We start from the raw sequence: 16156 nt of genomic DNA, 5'->3' as shown, positions 1-16156 counted from the left end.
TCCTTACCTCTTGAATAATGGGTCGATTTTACAGTGTTAGATTCAACATTACAGCCGCAGATCAACATCCTCAGCGGCCAGAATATACTTGAGGTCATACAGCACATGCTTGGGTTTTCCGAAGGCGCGTATGCCCTCTGGCCCCAGCGCCTTGAACTGCTGATGCCCCACAGCAATCAGCACGGCATCATAGGCAGCCGAATCAGGGTTGGCGACAGTCTGAAGGCCATATTCAGCCTGAGCTTCTTCAGGGTTCACCCAAGGGTCATGGATATCCACATTGACGCCGTAGTCCTGCAGTTCGTTAACCACATCCACCACGCGGGTGTTGCGCAGATCCGGACAGTTCTCCTTGAAGGCGAAACCCAGCACCAGCACCCGTGCTCCTTCGACGTGAATGCGCTTCTTCATCATGGCCTTGACCAATTGTGACACCACATACTGACCCATGCCATCATTCAGCCGCCGGCCTGCCAGAATCATCTCCGGGTGATAGCCCAGAGACTGCGCCTTGTGAGTCAGGTAGTACGGATCAACACCAATACAGTGACCACCTACCAAGCCGGGACGAAACGGCAGAAAGTTCCACTTGGTGCCTGCGGCTTCCAATACTGCCTCAGTATCAATGCCCATCTTGTTGAATATCAGTGCCAGCTCATTGATCAGGGCAATGTTCACGTCCCTCTGGGTGTTCTCTATCACCTTCGCCGCTTCGGCCACGCGGATACTGTTGGCTTTGTGGGTACCCGCGACAATAATCTCGCGGTAGAGTGCATCTACCACTTCAGCAATCTCAGGAGTGGAACCTGAAGTCACCTTTTTGATCGTCGTTACTCGATGCTCCTTATCACCGGGGTTGATACGCTCCGGGCTGTAACCGCAAAAGAAATCCTGATTAAACTTCAGACCAGATATCCGCTCCAGCACAGGGACACAGTCATCTTCCGTAGCTCCGGGGTATACTGTCGACTCATAGATTACGATGTCGCCCTTCTTCAGCACCCGCCCCAGCATTTCACTAGCCTCGACCAAGGGTGTGAGATCCGGGCGTTTGTATTCATCAATCGGCGTAGGCACCGTCACTATATAGCAGTTGCATTCACCCAAGGCATCAACGTCAGCACTAAAGCTAAGGTAGGCTGCCTCTTTAAGTTCAGTATCATCAACTTCCAGAGTATGATCCTTACCTGACTTAAGAGCCGAAATGCGTTTTGTATTAATATCAAAGCCCAGTACAGGGCGTTTCTTTCCAAATTCCACGGCTAGAGGTAGTCCAACATACCCCAGACCTATGACAGCCAGGTTAAAAACTGAGGTGTTCAAAGAGGAGGTGGTAAATGGTATTGTGCCTGACATATATATCCCTAAATTAACGCAAATTTCGGTAAGCAAATTTCTTGAAAAATGATGGTGATAGACGTAACACCGACTTTAGAAGGCAATTAATCAGAAACTCGCGCATGTTAAGAAAGCCAATTTCTTTCTGAAACCTGAGCAAGGCCAATTCATGTTTCAGAAAACCAGCACCCCGGCGGACAAAAAAATCGTCCCCGGTGCGCATCTTCAACAGGACATCAGGCAGGTTGGCCAATTTATAGCCCTTAACCAGCAACAGGCTCCACAGCGCATAATCCTGCGATTTCCGCAAAGGCGGGTAACCACCAACAGCCAAAACTGCAGATTTCCGATACATTGCCAGAGGGTGGCTCAAGGGGCTTCGCTTTTTAGCAAATATTTTCAATAGTTCAGGATCAACAGGTAGCGTCCGCTTACCTATCCTGGAGTTCAAGTCTTCACTCCACTCCTCAAGCCCAGCACTGGATGCAGTAACATCAGGGTAGGCCTGCATAAACCTGACTTGTTTTTCGAAACGTTCTGGCATAGATACATCGTCTGTATCCATTCTGGCCACCAGCTCATGCTCACAGGCTTCTAGACCCGCATTCAAAGCTGCACCCAAACCAACATTTTCAGCCAACTGAATCGAGACCAGAGTGTCTCCCAACTTATTCTGCCACTGGCCTATTTCAGCATTCAGGTCTGGCGTTAGCGGACCATCCTTAACGAGAACAATTTGGTTAGGCTTTATATTTTGATTATCCCAGATACTCAAAAGCGCTTGACTGAGAAACTCAGGATTTTCTTCGCAATAAATAGAAATAAGTACAGAGAATCTCACTGAGCTTCACCAGAAATGAGTCTCTTATAAATGCTCTGATAACATTTAGACATCACTTGAGCAGACAGTTTCTCTTCAACTAGTGATTGAGTAGCCTCATATTGAGTGTCGGCATTTTTTTCTTTCATTAAATTAAATGCAGACTTTAAGCTCTCTTTATCGCCAAGATCAAAAAGCTCACCGATATCTGGTGACATTCCCCAAATCTCTCGGTGCGGAGCGATATCTGACAAAACTACGGGAAGACCACACGCTATAGCTTCAAGAACAGCATTGGGCAAGCCTTCTGCTTTTGAGGCCGAAATAAAATAGTCACTTGCTTGCAAATAATCCGAAACATTGCTTACGCGCCCACAAAAGTGAATGTTTGGGCAGTCCGCACTTGCCGTTTCACATTCTCCCCTTACAGAGCCATCACCAATAAATATCAAATGACTGGCTGGATCATTAGCAAAAATCTCTTTCCAAGTGGCTATAATAAGAAGGGGATCTTTACGCTCTGACAAGTGTCCTGAACTAACCCAAATATCGGCTGATTCAGACAACTTAAGATTGCGTCTTAGTTCAATCTTATCAGCCTGACTTACTTTTTGGTAAATCTCCGTATCAACGCCATTGGGAACTGTTTCTACATCACAAATATCAAATTGATCAGCTAAATTTTTTGAAACAGCCTCAGATACTCCAACACATAAATCGAGCTTCTTCCAGGCACGGGGATGTTTCCAGAGCATGAACATCGACTGAGATTTACCGTAGGTCATGGTGTAGTCGTGCTGCGGGAAGTTTCGGATTGTTGCTACCCTAGGGATACGCACTTCCAAACTAGCTGATAACATATCAGAGCGAATACCTTGAGTGTGCAATAGGTCTGGTCCGATTTCGTAAATTTTTTTTGACAGCCTTATTTTACCTAAAAAAACACCCACTATGCGAGAGAGGTTCAGCGAGTATAGATTAACGCCAAGCTTCTCATAATCTGTCCATCGGCTATCGACTGACTCTGGAGAGAGCGTAATAAGGTTTGGCTCAAACTGGCTGCGATCTAGATATTTTATTATATTGTAAAGTTGATTTGTTGGTCCAGAGTTATTAAGTGTGCTGACAATATAGAGAATTTTTTTCACACTGCCTCTTATGAGATAAAATGTAGGATTGATTGGTACGGGGCTCGGTCCAGCGTCATCATATAAAACCACAGCCCACAATAGGCCACGATTGCAAAATACGGGACTATTCTCTGATTTCCTCTAAAAAGCAAAATAAACGACGGCAAGACAATAACTAAAGCTGGCACACAGAGCATCTCGCGAATACGCCCTGCAACAATACCATAGTCAATTAGAGAAAACATAAGTACTGTTCCATAGATATACATAGGGATCAGAATGCTATTGTAAGACCATTTATAGACCAAGGGCTTGTAGAAATATATCATTAATAGAGAAAGAGCTAAATGGATCATGAAAGTGCCGCCAAAGGCACTTATTCCATCTACATATTTTGAATTTGCATATTTAACCAACCTGGAAGACTCATCAGTACCGAAAGCAGTCGCGACCTCTGAAATCAAAAGGCCAACACCCCCAAAAGCAGCTAATGCCAGTGACGCAAGAAGAGAAAGAAACAAAAACATACGCGACTGCAGAATTCCTCTAATAAAATAAATAGGCAGAGCTATTATTGAGGCACTATGAAACAATATCGCCAAAAAAACAAACCCAAAAAATAGAAATATTCTGCGACAATAAGCATAATATGCTCCAAACAAAATAAATGTTGAAGCCAGTGCTACTCGCGCACCTGACAGATCTTTCCAAAACCACTCGTCAGAGAAATAAATCAAGAAGCTAACAGCTAGAAAGGGGGATAGTTTCTTAAAGATAGCATACTTCAACGCAATCGAAATAATACTCAGCACAAAAACAAATAGGGTATAAGAGTTAGCAACCACCTTGACGCTGAGCATCAAAAGAGCAAAACCAGATTCGATAGGTGTTGACTCACTTAGTCTGTAAATAAATGGCCCTAACCTGTTAAGATCCCCTACCCCATAAAAAATTCTTTCATAGCTATGAAAATCACTTCCCACGCCATGCCTTAACCCCAAAAGAAGTGTCATGGCTAACAGGATAAAGAAAAGACCCTGAGCACCAATTTCCGAATAGACCTTACGGTCCTGGGATACCAATGAAGCCAAGACTAGCCCAGCGAACAGAAAATAGTAAGGCACCATCAACCCAGCACCTTTTCATACTGCTTCAAAATTATATCCGAACTAAACTGCTCCGCCGTCACTCTCACTAAATCGCGGTTCCAGTCTGCTTCCATAGCTTTTCGAATGGCGTCAGCAAGTTGGTTCTCGTCTTTGTGTGCCACAAGAAATCCATTAACTCCATCCACCACTATCTCACTAGGTCCGCTGGGACAGTCAAATGATACTACAGGGGTGCCCAATGCTATCGACTCCACAAGCACATTCGGAAACCCCTCATACAGAGAAGTAAGCAGCGTGGCTTTTGCTCCCAAGTAATACGGGATCATCCTAGTCTGATATCCTTCTAGATCGACCCGATCTCCCACGCCTAATGCTTCTGCCTGCATCTTCAACTCACCTTCTAACCGTCCCTTGCCCACTATCTTTAAGCGTAAAGATGGGTAGCAAGGGGCGACAGCCGCGAAAGCGTTAATTGCATAGTGAAAAGCTTTTACAGACTCCAATCGACCTGCACATAAAAGGTAATCTTTCATGTTTTTCTGATTGGATTCAGAATAATCTTCTATAGATGAATCAACTGGGTTGTGAACGGTAACAATCTTTTCTTTTTGCACGCCGTAAAATGCTACCAGATCATCAGCCATACCCTTTGACTGAGCGATAACGTGATCAACCTTACCATAGAAAATCTTTGTCAAAGCCTGCACTACATACTTGTGCCAAAAGGAGGTTTCTAAAGCCTTTTTCTGGCTAAGAGTACTAATATTTCGAGCAACTATTTTGAAATCAAACCCACCCAACGCTCGCAGCAGTACCAATAAAACAGCTATTTGATGGTTAAAAACTAAGATTCGATCGGATTTATACTGACGCAACAGCCTCCAAAGAGCCACTATTGCCGTGCGCGCATGGTTTCTCCCCAACACCACCAATCGAACATCTGGACTGAGGTCTTTTTGGCGCACCGCGTTGTTTAGATGAAGCACTACCAGCGTCACCTGCCATCCTCGCTCCATCAATCTGTTGGCCAGATTTACACAAACTCCTTCGGCCCCTCCTCCGCCTAAAGAGCTAATCACCAACATGACGCGCTTGTGAGTGTCTCCCAAGCTCAACTCCCATACCCCAGCTTCTGCATAGTCGGGCCGATAATTCTTACGATCGTTTCCTTGTCCCGCACAGATAGCCTGTCGATCTGGCGCTGCGTGATGGAGGCGTCCAAATAATCTTTTACACCCTCGGGATCAAGCCATATCTTTTGCCCTGCTTTGGCAAAGTCAGTCTCGTGCGTGCCGTTGTCCTGAATAATCTTTTTTGACTTTATTCTGATGTGCTTCACATCCTTTGCATCGAGCCCAACAAACTTGTACATCCTGACCGCCTGCCCCATTGGATCACTGAGGCAGTCCTCAAAATTAACAATTAGATGATTTTCTAGATGGTTGCTCTGGTGGACAACCTCTTCCATCAATTTCTTGTAGACATGAGCTGCCTTACTAGGTGTAACACCACGACGAACCCACCCTTCACACACAGCCAATCCGTTCCTAACCACATAGATAACATATGCCTGTGGAAAATAATCTGACATAGCTGGCGTGAAGAAAATATCATCACCTACAGATTTAGCTGTAAGTGCAGCGTCCTCCAACTCTTCCCTAGTGTATATTTCTTTGGGGTTTTTGTATTTATTATTGTCATCCTGAAGTGTTCGCATCTTGTTTTCATACAGCACCCTGTCAAGTCGTTTCAGCAACGGAGGAAAGTGTTCAGAAAGCAATAGGCGAAGTGGTGCTTTCAAGGGCTTAAATAAACGGTTACTTGCCCATGCAGGGAATAAGAGCTCACCAGTTTCTAGCCCGGGTGATACAATCTTAGGATGTGATTGCAAAAGATTCCAGACTATATTGGTGCCGCCCCTCTGCATACCGTTAACTATAATCACTTTATTATTATACTTCATACACCACCTTTTTTGATCAATCGCCTTGCCCGTGCGTGCCAGGTATAGTCCTGCACAAAATCATCATAGGCACTCTGTGCCAGCCTTTTGGACAGGCCAGCATCTTCTTTTAGCTTCACCAATGCCTGCTGCCATGCGGTCATATCTTCTGGATCACAAAGCAAGGCATTGTTCCCATCTGTCAACATTTCCCGCAAAGCGGGCAAATTAGAAGCAATGATGGGGGTTTTAGTAGACATGTACTCAATTATTTTTATGGGATTCATGTATCTAGAGGAGTCACCCTTTCCTCCAGCTACAGCTACACTTCTCTGGTAAGGAGCCAACAGCACATCGCAGCGATTTCTGTATCTATGGGTTTCCGAGTGCTTTATAAATCCATGAAAGAAAAGATTGGGCAGCGGGGCCTTACGCCGCCAAAGACTTATATCTTCATCAGTCCCACCCACAACATGGAAATCCATATCGGACAGTTGCTCTGCGCAGAATATAATATTCTCTATCCCCCTTCCTGGATATAGATGGCCCATATAGCCCACTTGAAAAGAGCCCTCTCTACCGGGCCAATAATCTGGCATGTCATCCAAAGGAAGTGCTAGGCTTCCATTATTAGCAACTACAATCTCGGAGCGTGGTTGCTGCCCTGAGCTAATACATAAATCCCTGAGCGCCGATGAGTTGGTTGTCATCCTAACTAAATTTCTACTTCGTCGCAAAAATTGATATGCCAGATATTCAAGGCCACCCTTTTCCCATACAGGACCATGTGTATCATAAACAACAGGAAAACCTCGGAACGCTGCCAGTGCACAGACATGCACCGACCGACCCACCACTACGTCAGGCTTTAGGCTATATAGCGCTAAAAATGCCCTAGGCCAATATAAAACACTTTTACCTTTAAATCTTGGCACAGTAATCTGTCGAACTGGAAAACATGGCTCCATGCCATAGTATTCAAAAATCTCAGACTCACTCGCTCCTCGTGACGAGACTATAAGCGTCACATCATAACCCAGCTGTACAAATGCCTCACACATTCGCATGACATGAATACTGTTTGCGTCACGAGACGGAAAGTTAGAAGAATAAGGTGCAATATATGATAATTTCATAAGTTGTCACAAAACATTGTCTTTCGAAATTCAACTGTATGCCATGAATGCTTAGACACGAGCCACGCAAGAATAGCTGACAATACAAAGCAATAGAATCTTAGACATTGGAGGTCATCTATTGGCAACTTTATCCATTTCTTCAAAAACTGACATCCACATTTTCCTGGATAATTCCTTTTGTTTGTTTGAGCAGTCAATGATTCCATTTCTTATATACTGTAACTTTTCTACATTTAAAATAAGATCAATTTTATTATACAATTCTTGTTCGGAACTCAACACACTGACAACGCCTTCCTTAAAGGAATAATCATCAAATAAACGAATATATTTATGACTCCAACCTGTTGCCAATGACGGAACACCTTGTGAAAGCGCACTGACGAGACCATGAAACCGACTGCCGACGGTGGCATCGCAAGTTCCTAGAATACCTTTAATGTGTAGAGCATCATTTTCTTTTACAACCGGAATCCCCCCTGCGGCTTCTGATATCCTATCGGCTAACATCTGGTCATTTGCTCCCTCATGTACCAAAACAAATGGTTTAGCGTCCTGAGCTACCAGATATTTGGCACAACGGATCATGAAGGGCAAGTAAGCAGCGCTTTCTTCCTTATTTGTTTTATCTACCATACGATAATTCGGCACTAAAGCAATACGCTTATCACTAGAGTCATAACCATCTGGCAAAGTGCCTTTGACCAAATTGGTGAAGTCGGGGTAAATTTTTATTTTATTTTGCTCACCCACTAGCTCAGTTAAATGGTTGTAAGACTCATGTTCACGTGCAAATATAAGATCCACATTATCTGCCCATTGAATTACCCAAGATTGAATATCTGATTTTTGGTAAGGACCAAGTGCTTGAGGCAACAGAATGACTTTAGTACCCCTTCTCTTCCAGCGTTTACTCGAACGTGCCAGCTCCTTGCTGCTGCCTACACCCCATTGATCACTATATGCGAACCCGGCCATATCAAGTACTACATTTACTTCCCGGTCAAGCACTACGCCATACATGTCCCTAAATAATTTTGGGACTAATACTGCAGCGTCTCCACATTGTATTCCATATTTCCAAAACCAAGCTTTTGAATAAAATCCTAGTTTAGCAAATTTATAGAATGGTCTCCCTTTCTTGGGGTGACTGGGCGCCATCACCAATTTAGCATAGGGGTAGCGGTCCTTAATCTGATGCATTACAGCATGCAGCATCAACTCGGCGCCCTTGTTAATGAAACCCGCATTTCTTATTTCAATTATCATCGGCTAATATCTTCTAGTATCAGTTGACTTTCCTTCTTTTGCGAGTAGGGGATGCCGCCATATGCATCAGCATAACCTACAGCTAAGAGCATCACTATTCTTTCATAGTCCTTAAGCTTAATAATTTTCCGGATTTTTTGTTCACTAGAATCCACTTCTGGCCAGTTAATTGAGCAGGTTGATAGACCGAGAGTTTCGAGAGCAAGCATTAGCTGCATAGCCGCCAAAGAACCATCAATGTATATCAAATGGCGATCTCGCTCATAGGGATAAGCAGAAAGGTCTCCTACAACCACAATCATTGCGGGCAAGTTCTCAGCGAAACCCTTTGTTCCGCCGGCACATTTAGCTATAGAAACTGCTTTTTCTTTCTTGTTACAGAACAAAAATCGGTATGGCTGTCGGTTGCAGGCACTGGGTGCAAAACTCGCAATATTTGCGGCTTTTTGCACTTGTTTAATTGGAACCTGTTTATCTTGATACCATCGGACTGAACGTCTGCGAATAAACAACTTTTTCAGTTCGCCAAAACTAATATTGCTTGACTTGAGGTCCTCGTAGAAATAGGGCTTAAAGGCAGCGTGTCGGCTAGGGAACTCGGCTGTTAGATCTAACCTTTCACGCACGCCTCTACGTGATTTTTCAAACGTATTAGCAGCTTCTTCAATAATGGGTGTTGATTCAACTACATTGAAATACTCATCCAACACATCTGTTGCCCACTTCTTTTCTGCTTCAGCTAACTTAGTAGACACTACAGCATTCGCGTAACAGTCAACCGTTTCCCGAATAAATCCCTCAGCAAATACTGTGCGCCTAGGCCGCATTATCAAACCCTTTTCAAGGCGATGGGTGTTTCTGCGCAAAAGTGCACAGGTTTCTCCAATATCTTTCAAAGAATCATAATAGGCCTTACGACCTTTTAGAACAGATTGATGTTCAATGGAAAAGCCATTGTTGACAAAATAATATAGGTCCGAGTAGAACCGACTCCTTTGTGCCCAAGAGATGAATCTGGAATCAAGGTTGACCTTAGTACGCAACAGAAATCTAACAACAGACGCTGGGAGTATTCTCTTTAGGAATGATTTCATCTTACTGCCTTAAAGCTTGAATATCTAAAGACACTAAACATAGACCTCAACATCATAAAGAATATTGGCCTTGTCTTGCTGTATATAGATAAAGAAAAAAAAGAAGCAAACGCATAAGACACCAGTGTAGTATAGGCCGCACCTTTAACACCATAATCAGGAATCAGAAAATAGTTCAATACTATATTAACTATTGCACCAGCGCCTTGTGTTATCAAAGAGAATACCAAGGCGTTTTCTATCAATATCCATTTAGAAAATGCTGCACGCATAAAAATGAATATGGCCGCCCAAATATGTATTATCAAAACACCTGCACTATCAATATAGTGCATGCCGAAGAAAAGTATAATTACCCATTCAGAGAGCAAAGTCATTGCAATCGCCACACCTAGAGCTAGAATAAACAACAAGTCAAATAGCTGCTGCAAACGTTTGTTAAACTGGTCCGGATCCTCTTCTTTCAATTTTATCAGTTTCGGAAAGAACGAAGCCACTATCGCAACAGGAACAAAATACCACGCCTCTGAAAGCTGTGCCGCTACTGAGTAAATACCTACTGACTCCGATCCAGAAAACCAACGTAGCATCACCTGATCCACTTTTAGGTAGATAACCGCGAAAATTGAACCCAGATAAACGACCCATCCTTGACTGAATAGCTCTTTGGCCTTCTTCCAACTGAAGGTCCAATCTGATATTTGGAGACTAGATTTTAGTCGGTACACTGCAAAAAACATCAATGCAATCACAATTGCCTGGATAAGGTTTGCTGCCACAAAGTAGAGAACACCCAACCCTAGGTATACGAAAAATAATTTTAGTACGGATGACACCGCCAGGCCTGTCAATCGTACGGTGGTCACGTACCGCGCTTGGACAAAAGCCTGAAACCAGTAATCAATTATATCCAGAGGTCTACAAAGCAGGACAGCTCCAGCTATCACTAACGCTGCGAACTCCAAGCTGTTCACGCCCTCATAGGCTGCAGCATAGGCCAAGAGTATGGCATATCCACCTGCCATACCTATAAACTTGAGGCCAAGTGTAGTTCCAAGTGTCACGCCCCTCTCGTCGGGCTTTTTTACAATCTCTCGCACAACCAAGCCACTTAGGCCCATATGCCCCGCTGCAGCAAAAAGTGCAGCAGCTGAGATAGCGTAAGAGTAGGTGCCGAACTGTACCGGGCCCAAATACCTGGCAACTACTACAGTGACAAGGAAACCAACTCCAAGACTGGTGATCTTGTCGCCCATAATCCAAAGCGTGTTATGAAGGTACTTTCTTACCTTTTTATATACCCTTATCAGCTTCAATTTTTCGACTCACAGAAAGCAGAAATGGCGATCTTTCTCCCATCAACAGGTAATTCATCTAGCGGCTTATCAAAACTGTGACCACCAGCTATCGGCAACAATAACTTCCTGTTTGTCATAGCGATGCCATGGTATACATAGTATAATTTTTTGGCAGCATTGACACCTCCCAAATAATTCGATAAAGGATACATAATAACTAGGAACGTAACACTTACATAAATTGCACCGAAAATCGTATAGAGGTTCAGGGGAACCATAAAATACACTGACAAAGCCACATACAAACAAACCAAAATAACAACCAACAATGACATCAACATTGCCATAGCAATAAGAACCCATATTAGATATTCAAGAAAGCGATCGACCTTGTTAAATTTCAATGAGAAACTACCATCACTAGTTACGACACTGTTGGAGTCAAGCGCGCGCTTAATTGTAATATGGGGAACATTCAGGCTTACAAAATAGTCCACAAACAGAAATACATCTTTCTTTTTTGACTTTCTTGTCCAGAGACCTTTTGATATCTCTAAGTCATTGAAATTCTGCCTTAGTACTTCTTCTCTTCCTCTCTCAGGGAAGTAATTTGAGAAATGAGTTGCTCGATGCCATCTTATTATATTTACAGGATATACAATAAACTGAGACAGCTGCGTTACTTCCTTATGATTCTTGAGAACACTCACCAGCAAGAAAGCAAAAACCACAAGAGCACTTAAAGAAATAGATAGCCAGCCATCAAACACCCCGACAACTGAAAGGGTCCATTTGAACAAATCTGGCAACATTAAAAATCTGCCTTCCTAATATAGTGTCTTGGTTTTAATGCTGACAACCTACCTTCGGACTGACCCATTAACTTATTTATTAATTCACTTGCCTTATAGGCTCTTCTGGAGTGGTCGACCATCAAATAGAACAAAAGAAGTCCAGTGAATAATGTCATAAAGAACAGATTATAAACCCACCACTCAAAATTAATAAATTCAACCCCACCTTCAGTTTTTTGAAATAGCAACAAAAGAGCTGATGACATAGTAAACGTCAGCACAATGACAAGTTTAATTATAAGACAACTGCCAATAAACGTGTTAACCCTATCCTTCACAACCAACATACGACTAACGCTTACACTCTTTATTCCATTTTCATCCAGTACAACATAAGGTAAAGCCGATATCACCTCTGACTCTAATATTTCATACTTCTCACAATCAGCAAGAAGGGCTTTTCGGGTTTCGAAGTCAGCAGGTTGGCCATAGACACTGTACATATAGATAGACTCTATATTATTTTGTATATATTTCTTCAAGTCATTCCCCGCGTACTTGCTCTTCGCTTTCATGGTCCGAAGAAGCGCCTTGGAGCCCCCAGCAGGCGTGATATTATTCCTTAATATTTGAAATGCCAATTGGCAGGCCAGGTGCAGGGTAAAATAAATAAAAAGGGCAACAGCTATCCATAGTTTCACCTTCACCAAGAGGACTGACAGATGCAATATATCTACCATGATTTATTTTCTCACTGACTACACCTGATCGTGAACTTTATTCATCAAGTTCATTTCAAAGCTCTTTGTGCAAGCCCCTGCTCCTCTCGTCTGATTAAACCCGTCGCGCATCCAGGCCAAAAAACAGAGCAGCGCTCACAAGCGCGTCGTCTTCACTTATCAAGCTAGCGCCGTGATGCTCTACACACGCCAGATGAAGGGCGTCGAGCGTTCTAGCGCTGGGCTGGTATCAAAATAGAGCATCATTGCCGCTCTTCTTGCCTCAGGTTGCAAATGACTTCTGCTGCACTCTCTTTTACAGGTGGCAATGAAGCTTTCAATTCAGAGCGGTCAATAAACTGAACGCGCTCTGCCTGCGGTGCAACCAAGCGTGCAACGGGTTTTCCGTGCCTTACAATGGCAATTTCTTCGCCCGCCGCCGCCATGTCCAGCAAGCTGGAAAGCTTCTCGCGGGTTTCCCGAACATTGATGACTTGCATGGCATTGCCTCGAATTATTGCGTACCCATTAAATGTACAAAGGAAGCAGACTCGCGCAATATCGCTCAACGAGGTTTCTGTGTTGTCTGGTCTCAGTCAGTACAGTTGAGCTCATAGGGTCCAGACCATTGGAATCAGCACTATCGCTGTAACAGCAATCAGCACACTCAGCGGCAACCCAATCTTCAGATAATCGGAAACCCTGTACCCACCCGGCCCCAGCACCATCAGATTGGTCTGGTAACCCAGTGGCGTAATAAAGCTGGCCGAGGCCGCAAACATGATGGCTATGGCAAAGGGCATGAAGTTGACGCCCAGTTGGTCAGCCACCGCCATGGCGATGGGGAACATCAATACGGCAGCGGCATTGTTGGTAATGGTTTCGGTAAATGCCACTGTGGTGATGTAGACCAGCGCCAGAGCCAGCCAGGGCGACAGGTTGCCGGTACCCAGTAGCAACTGGGCAACGCCGGCTGCAGCGCCGGTTTCACGCATGGCGGCCCCCAGGGCAAATGATGCGGCAATGACCACCAGCACGGAAAGGTCAATGGAGCGCCGCGCATGGCTGGCGGTAATGCAACGGGTGACCAGCATGCCACCAGCGGCCAGCAGGGCCGCTTCCAGGATGCTCAGCAGGCCGGTGGCGGCGCTGAGTACCAGCAGCCCCAGCAGTGCAAGCGCGATGGGCGCCTTGCGAAAATCCGGCGGTGTGGAGTCGTTCAGTACGCTCACCAGCAGGAAATCTCTCCGGAAGCGATACTGCTCCACAAAGCTGGGGCCGGCCTCCAGCAGCAGGGTATCGCCCACATCGAGGCGTATTTCACCCAGCTTGCCCGGAACCCGGCTGCCACGACGAGATACGGACAATATCACCGCCTTGAAGTGCGTCCGAAAGCCGGATTCCTTGATGGTCTGCCCGAGGGCGGGAAAGTCCGGCCCCAGCACCACTTCCACCAGATGGCGCTGGTGATTGGCGATCTTGAGTTTCTGTACGTCGCCGTTGGCGGCTTTCAGGCCGTTGATGCGGCGCAGTTCGCGGGCGCCTTCCGGGGCGCCTATGAACACCAGCCGGTCGTCGTCCTGCAGGGGTGTATCCGGCGCGACGGCAGACAGCGTGTGCCCGCCCCGTTCAATTTCAGCCAGGTAGCTGGACTGCAGGTTGCGCAGGCCGGCTTCCTGTATGGTTTTGCCGCTGATCGGGCTGCCGGGTGTTACCTTCATCTCCACACTGTATTCACGGGCCTGGTCGAGTTGTTCCACGGCGCTCTGGCGGTTGGGGAGCAACCTGTTGCCAAACAGCACCAGGTACAGGGCGCCCACCAGCAGTACCGGCACACCCACCCAGGCCAGCTCGAACAGGTGCAGTGAGACCCCGCGTTCGCTTTGCAGCAGACCATCGACCACCAGGTTGGTGCTGGTGCCGATCAGCGTGAGCGTACCACCCATGATGGCGGCGTAGCTCAGGGGCAGCAGCAGCTTGGAGGCGGCTATGTTGTTGCGTTGGGCCCAGTCCTGCACGGCGGGTATCAGCATGGCCACTACGGCGGTGTTGTTCATGAAGGCACTGAGCATTGAGGTGGGCAGCACCAGCCGGGCCTGTGCCTGGCGCGTGGTTTTGGGCTGGCCCAAGAGGCGCCCGGTCAAAAACTGGATGGCGCCGGTCTCTTTCAGGCCGGCGGCCACAATGTACAGCACCGCAATTGTGATCACGCCCGGGTTGGCAAAGCCGACCAGGGCCTGCTCCGGGCTCAGTATGCCTGTGACCACCAGTATGGCCAGGGCGCCCATGAGAATGACGTCCGGCCCGATGCGGGTGGTGATCAGGGTGATCAGTACGCCGGCGGTCAGGGCCAGGGTGAAGTAGGCTTCGAGGGGCATTGGTTAGTTTTGAGTGTTGAGTCGAAAGTTGTGAGTTTGTTGGTCGACAGTGCACAGATGACGGTCGACGGTTTGGTTTTTACACCGGCCTTGATGTTGTGATCTACCCATCTATCTTCAGAAAATCAGCGAATGGTGTATCGGATGTTCCTTGTTGAACTGTTCTTCGATCCACGTTGCCAACCTGTTGGAAAATTCTGAGCTCAACTCCCGCAGTTGCATATATTGCTTACAGTCGTGTCTGCTTTCTTTATCGGTCTGTTCCAGCGTTTGCCTTATTTCGGGGTCAGAGATAGCCGTGAGAAACTGCTCATAGATACGAAAGATCTCCCGCGTGGATTGGCTCTCACTGTCACTGAGGGCCGCGACCCTCTCCAAAACGGGCTTCTCCAAAAGAGATATGGATCTTTCCACTTTTTCTGCCTGCGTCAATTCAGATACTTCAGCAACCGTGATGAGACCACCAAAATACAGCAGCTTTCTGGAAAATCGCAGCTTGGTACTGCGCAGGCCCCATTCCTTGTTTCTTTCGGAGACTTTGTGCTCGAAGTCAGTTGCTATGGTTCGGTAGTACCGGATTATTTCGTTAAGGAAAAACTTTGAAAGCTGGTGATCTGGCGAATCTTCCTTGATGTATTTTTCCAGCAATCTGTGACGGTATCTTTCGAACCTTTTCTGCCCATAGAGCCAGGTACCTTCAAGCAGGTAAAGCATTCTTCTGGTCAAGGACTCATTATCGTCCTCGCTACCACCAATGTTCTGGAGCATCTCGCTGAACTTGATGACAGTACGTGGCCCGAAAGTAGTGGTTTCACCGGTACTTTTGGGAACTTCTTCGTCAATCAGCTGTTTGATAGCATCCAGCACGTCCGGTATGGCTTCTTTAACCGGTTCGTCTGCATCCAGAAGAATGAACAGATCCAGATCCGATTCTTCTGAAGCTTCCCCCCGACCATAGGAGCCTGTTGTGACAATAGTAATCTGTTCACTGTAATCACTGCTTTCAATTATTGACTTGAATCTGTCACGCAGTGTCTTCAGTTTCTTTTGAGTGAAATCCGAGCGTTTTGCAAGTTCCGGGAAGTCTTGGAATGTGCTGTCCTTTGTACTCATAGGCAGTCCTTTT

The 16156-nt window shown here is 45.8% G+C and carries 15 protein-coding genes; all 15 read right to left on the bottom strand.

Features of this window, described 5'->3' with window-relative positions; translation table 11 throughout:
• Nucleotides 1–48: 48 nt before the first annotated feature.
• Complete coding sequence (tviB, locus tag E4656_RS02230; protein WP_135480782.1) at nt 49–1356, bottom strand: Vi polysaccharide biosynthesis UDP-N-acetylglucosamine C-6 dehydrogenase TviB; 1308 nt, start codon at nt 1354–1356, stop codon at nt 49–51.
• A 13-nt stretch (nt 1357–1369) separates the two neighbouring features.
• Nucleotides 1370–2179 carry a glycosyltransferase gene (locus E4656_RS02225; RefSeq protein WP_135480781.1) on the bottom strand — a complete coding sequence of 270 codons (810 nt, stop codon included), beginning with the start codon at nt 2177–2179 and terminating at the stop codon, nt 1370–1372.
• Nucleotides 2176–3306 (bottom strand): glycosyltransferase, encoded by a 1131-nt coding sequence (locus E4656_RS02220; RefSeq protein ID WP_167855893.1) that lies wholly within the window; start codon nt 3304–3306, stop codon nt 2176–2178. Before E4656_RS02220 ends, E4656_RS02225 begins: the two co-directional genes overlap by 4 nt.
• A gap of 8 nt (nt 3307–3314) precedes the next feature.
• The gene (locus tag E4656_RS02215; RefSeq protein WP_135480777.1) at nt 3315–4415 is read right to left on the bottom strand and encodes an EpsG family protein; all 1101 of its coding nucleotides are present in this window, start codon (nt 4413–4415) and stop codon (nt 3315–3317) included.
• On the bottom strand, nt 4415–5506 hold the full coding sequence (locus tag E4656_RS02210) for a glycosyltransferase (protein WP_205849073.1): 1092 nt from the start codon (nt 5504–5506) through the stop codon (nt 4415–4417). Before E4656_RS02210 ends, E4656_RS02215 begins: the two co-directional genes overlap by 1 nt.
• Before the next feature lie 2 nt (nt 5507–5508).
• On the bottom strand, nt 5509–6360 hold the full coding sequence (locus E4656_RS02205; RefSeq protein WP_135480775.1) for a sulfotransferase family protein: 852 nt from the start codon (nt 6358–6360) through the stop codon (nt 5509–5511).
• Complete coding sequence (locus E4656_RS02200) at nt 6357–7475, bottom strand: glycosyltransferase family 4 protein (RefSeq protein ID WP_135480773.1); 1119 nt, start codon at nt 7473–7475, stop codon at nt 6357–6359. The genes E4656_RS02205 and E4656_RS02200 overlap by 4 nt, the downstream gene beginning before the upstream one ends.
• 114 nt (nt 7476–7589) lie before the next feature.
• Nucleotides 7590–8747 carry a polysaccharide pyruvyl transferase family protein gene (locus E4656_RS02195; protein ID WP_135480771.1) on the bottom strand — a complete coding sequence of 386 codons (1158 nt, stop codon included), beginning with the start codon at nt 8745–8747 and terminating at the stop codon, nt 7590–7592.
• Complete coding sequence (locus E4656_RS02190; protein WP_135480770.1) at nt 8744–9841, bottom strand: nitroreductase family protein; 1098 nt, start codon at nt 9839–9841, stop codon at nt 8744–8746. The genes E4656_RS02195 and E4656_RS02190 overlap by 4 nt, the downstream gene beginning before the upstream one ends.
• Entirely contained in the window at nt 9838–11157 is a 1320-nt protein-coding gene (locus E4656_RS02185) for a flippase (protein ID WP_276605962.1), read from the bottom strand. Before E4656_RS02185 ends, E4656_RS02190 begins: the two co-directional genes overlap by 4 nt.
• Nucleotides 11154–11951, bottom strand: a complete 798-nt coding sequence (locus tag E4656_RS02180; protein ID WP_135480767.1) for a hypothetical protein — start codon at nt 11949–11951, stop codon at nt 11154–11156. Before E4656_RS02180 ends, E4656_RS02185 begins: the two co-directional genes overlap by 4 nt.
• A complete protein-coding gene (locus E4656_RS02175; protein WP_135480765.1) occupies nt 11951–12673 on the bottom strand; it encodes a hypothetical protein in 723 nt (240 codons plus the stop codon). The genes E4656_RS02180 and E4656_RS02175 overlap by 1 nt, the downstream gene beginning before the upstream one ends.
• 242 nt (nt 12674–12915) lie before the next feature.
• Nucleotides 12916–13152 (bottom strand): type II toxin-antitoxin system Phd/YefM family antitoxin, encoded by a 237-nt coding sequence (locus E4656_RS02165; RefSeq protein ID WP_135480764.1) that lies wholly within the window; start codon nt 13150–13152, stop codon nt 12916–12918.
• Nucleotides 13153–13263: 111 nt separating this feature from the next.
• Entirely contained in the window at nt 13264–15030 is a 1767-nt protein-coding gene (locus E4656_RS02160; protein ID WP_135480762.1) for an SLC13 family permease, read from the bottom strand.
• Nucleotides 15031–15147: 117 nt separating this feature from the next.
• Nucleotides 15148–16143 carry a nucleotidyltransferase domain-containing protein gene (locus E4656_RS02155; protein ID WP_135480760.1) on the bottom strand — a complete coding sequence of 332 codons (996 nt, stop codon included), beginning with the start codon at nt 16141–16143 and terminating at the stop codon, nt 15148–15150.
• Nucleotides 16144–16156: the final 13 nt, after the last annotated feature.

Origin of the sequence: Natronospirillum operosum (assembly GCF_004768465.1) — a bacterium.
Taxonomy (GTDB): domain Bacteria; phylum Pseudomonadota; class Gammaproteobacteria; order Pseudomonadales; family Natronospirillaceae; genus Natronospirillum; species Natronospirillum operosum.
Note: the sequence above shows the minus strand (reverse complement) of the source record. Positions and strands in the feature narration are given on the sequence as shown.

Coding starts and splice junctions, on each gene's coding strand:
- E4656_RS02160 (WP_135480762.1), bottom strand. CDS start 15,030: ATGCCCCTCGAAGCCTACTTCACCCTGGCCCTGACCGCCGGCGTACTG.
- E4656_RS02165 (WP_135480764.1), bottom strand. CDS start 13,152: ATGCAAGTCATCAATGTTCGGGAAACCCGCGAGAAGCTTTCCAGCTTG.
- tviB (WP_135480782.1), bottom strand. CDS start 1,356: ATGTCAGGCACAATACCATTTACCACCTCCTCTTTGAACACCTCAGTT.
- E4656_RS02180 (WP_135480767.1), bottom strand. CDS start 11,951: ATGTTGCCAGATTTGTTCAAATGGACCCTTTCAGTTGTCGGGGTGTTT.
- E4656_RS02195 (WP_135480771.1), bottom strand. CDS start 8,747: ATGATAATTGAAATAAGAAATGCGGGTTTCATTAACAAGGGCGCCGAG.
- E4656_RS02155 (WP_135480760.1), bottom strand. CDS start 16,143: ATGAGTACAAAGGACAGCACATTCCAAGACTTCCCGGAACTTGCAAAA.
- E4656_RS02205 (WP_135480775.1), bottom strand. CDS start 6,360: ATGAAGTATAATAATAAAGTGATTATAGTTAACGGTATGCAGAGGGGC.
- E4656_RS02190 (WP_135480770.1), bottom strand. CDS start 9,841: ATGAAATCATTCCTAAAGAGAATACTCCCAGCGTCTGTTGTTAGATTT.
- E4656_RS02175 (WP_135480765.1), bottom strand. CDS start 12,673: ATGGTAGATATATTGCATCTGTCAGTCCTCTTGGTGAAGGTGAAACTA.
- E4656_RS02215 (WP_135480777.1), bottom strand. CDS start 4,415: ATGGTGCCTTACTATTTTCTGTTCGCTGGGCTAGTCTTGGCTTCATTG.
- E4656_RS02200 (WP_135480773.1), bottom strand. CDS start 7,475: ATGAAATTATCATATATTGCACCTTATTCTTCTAACTTTCCGTCTCGT.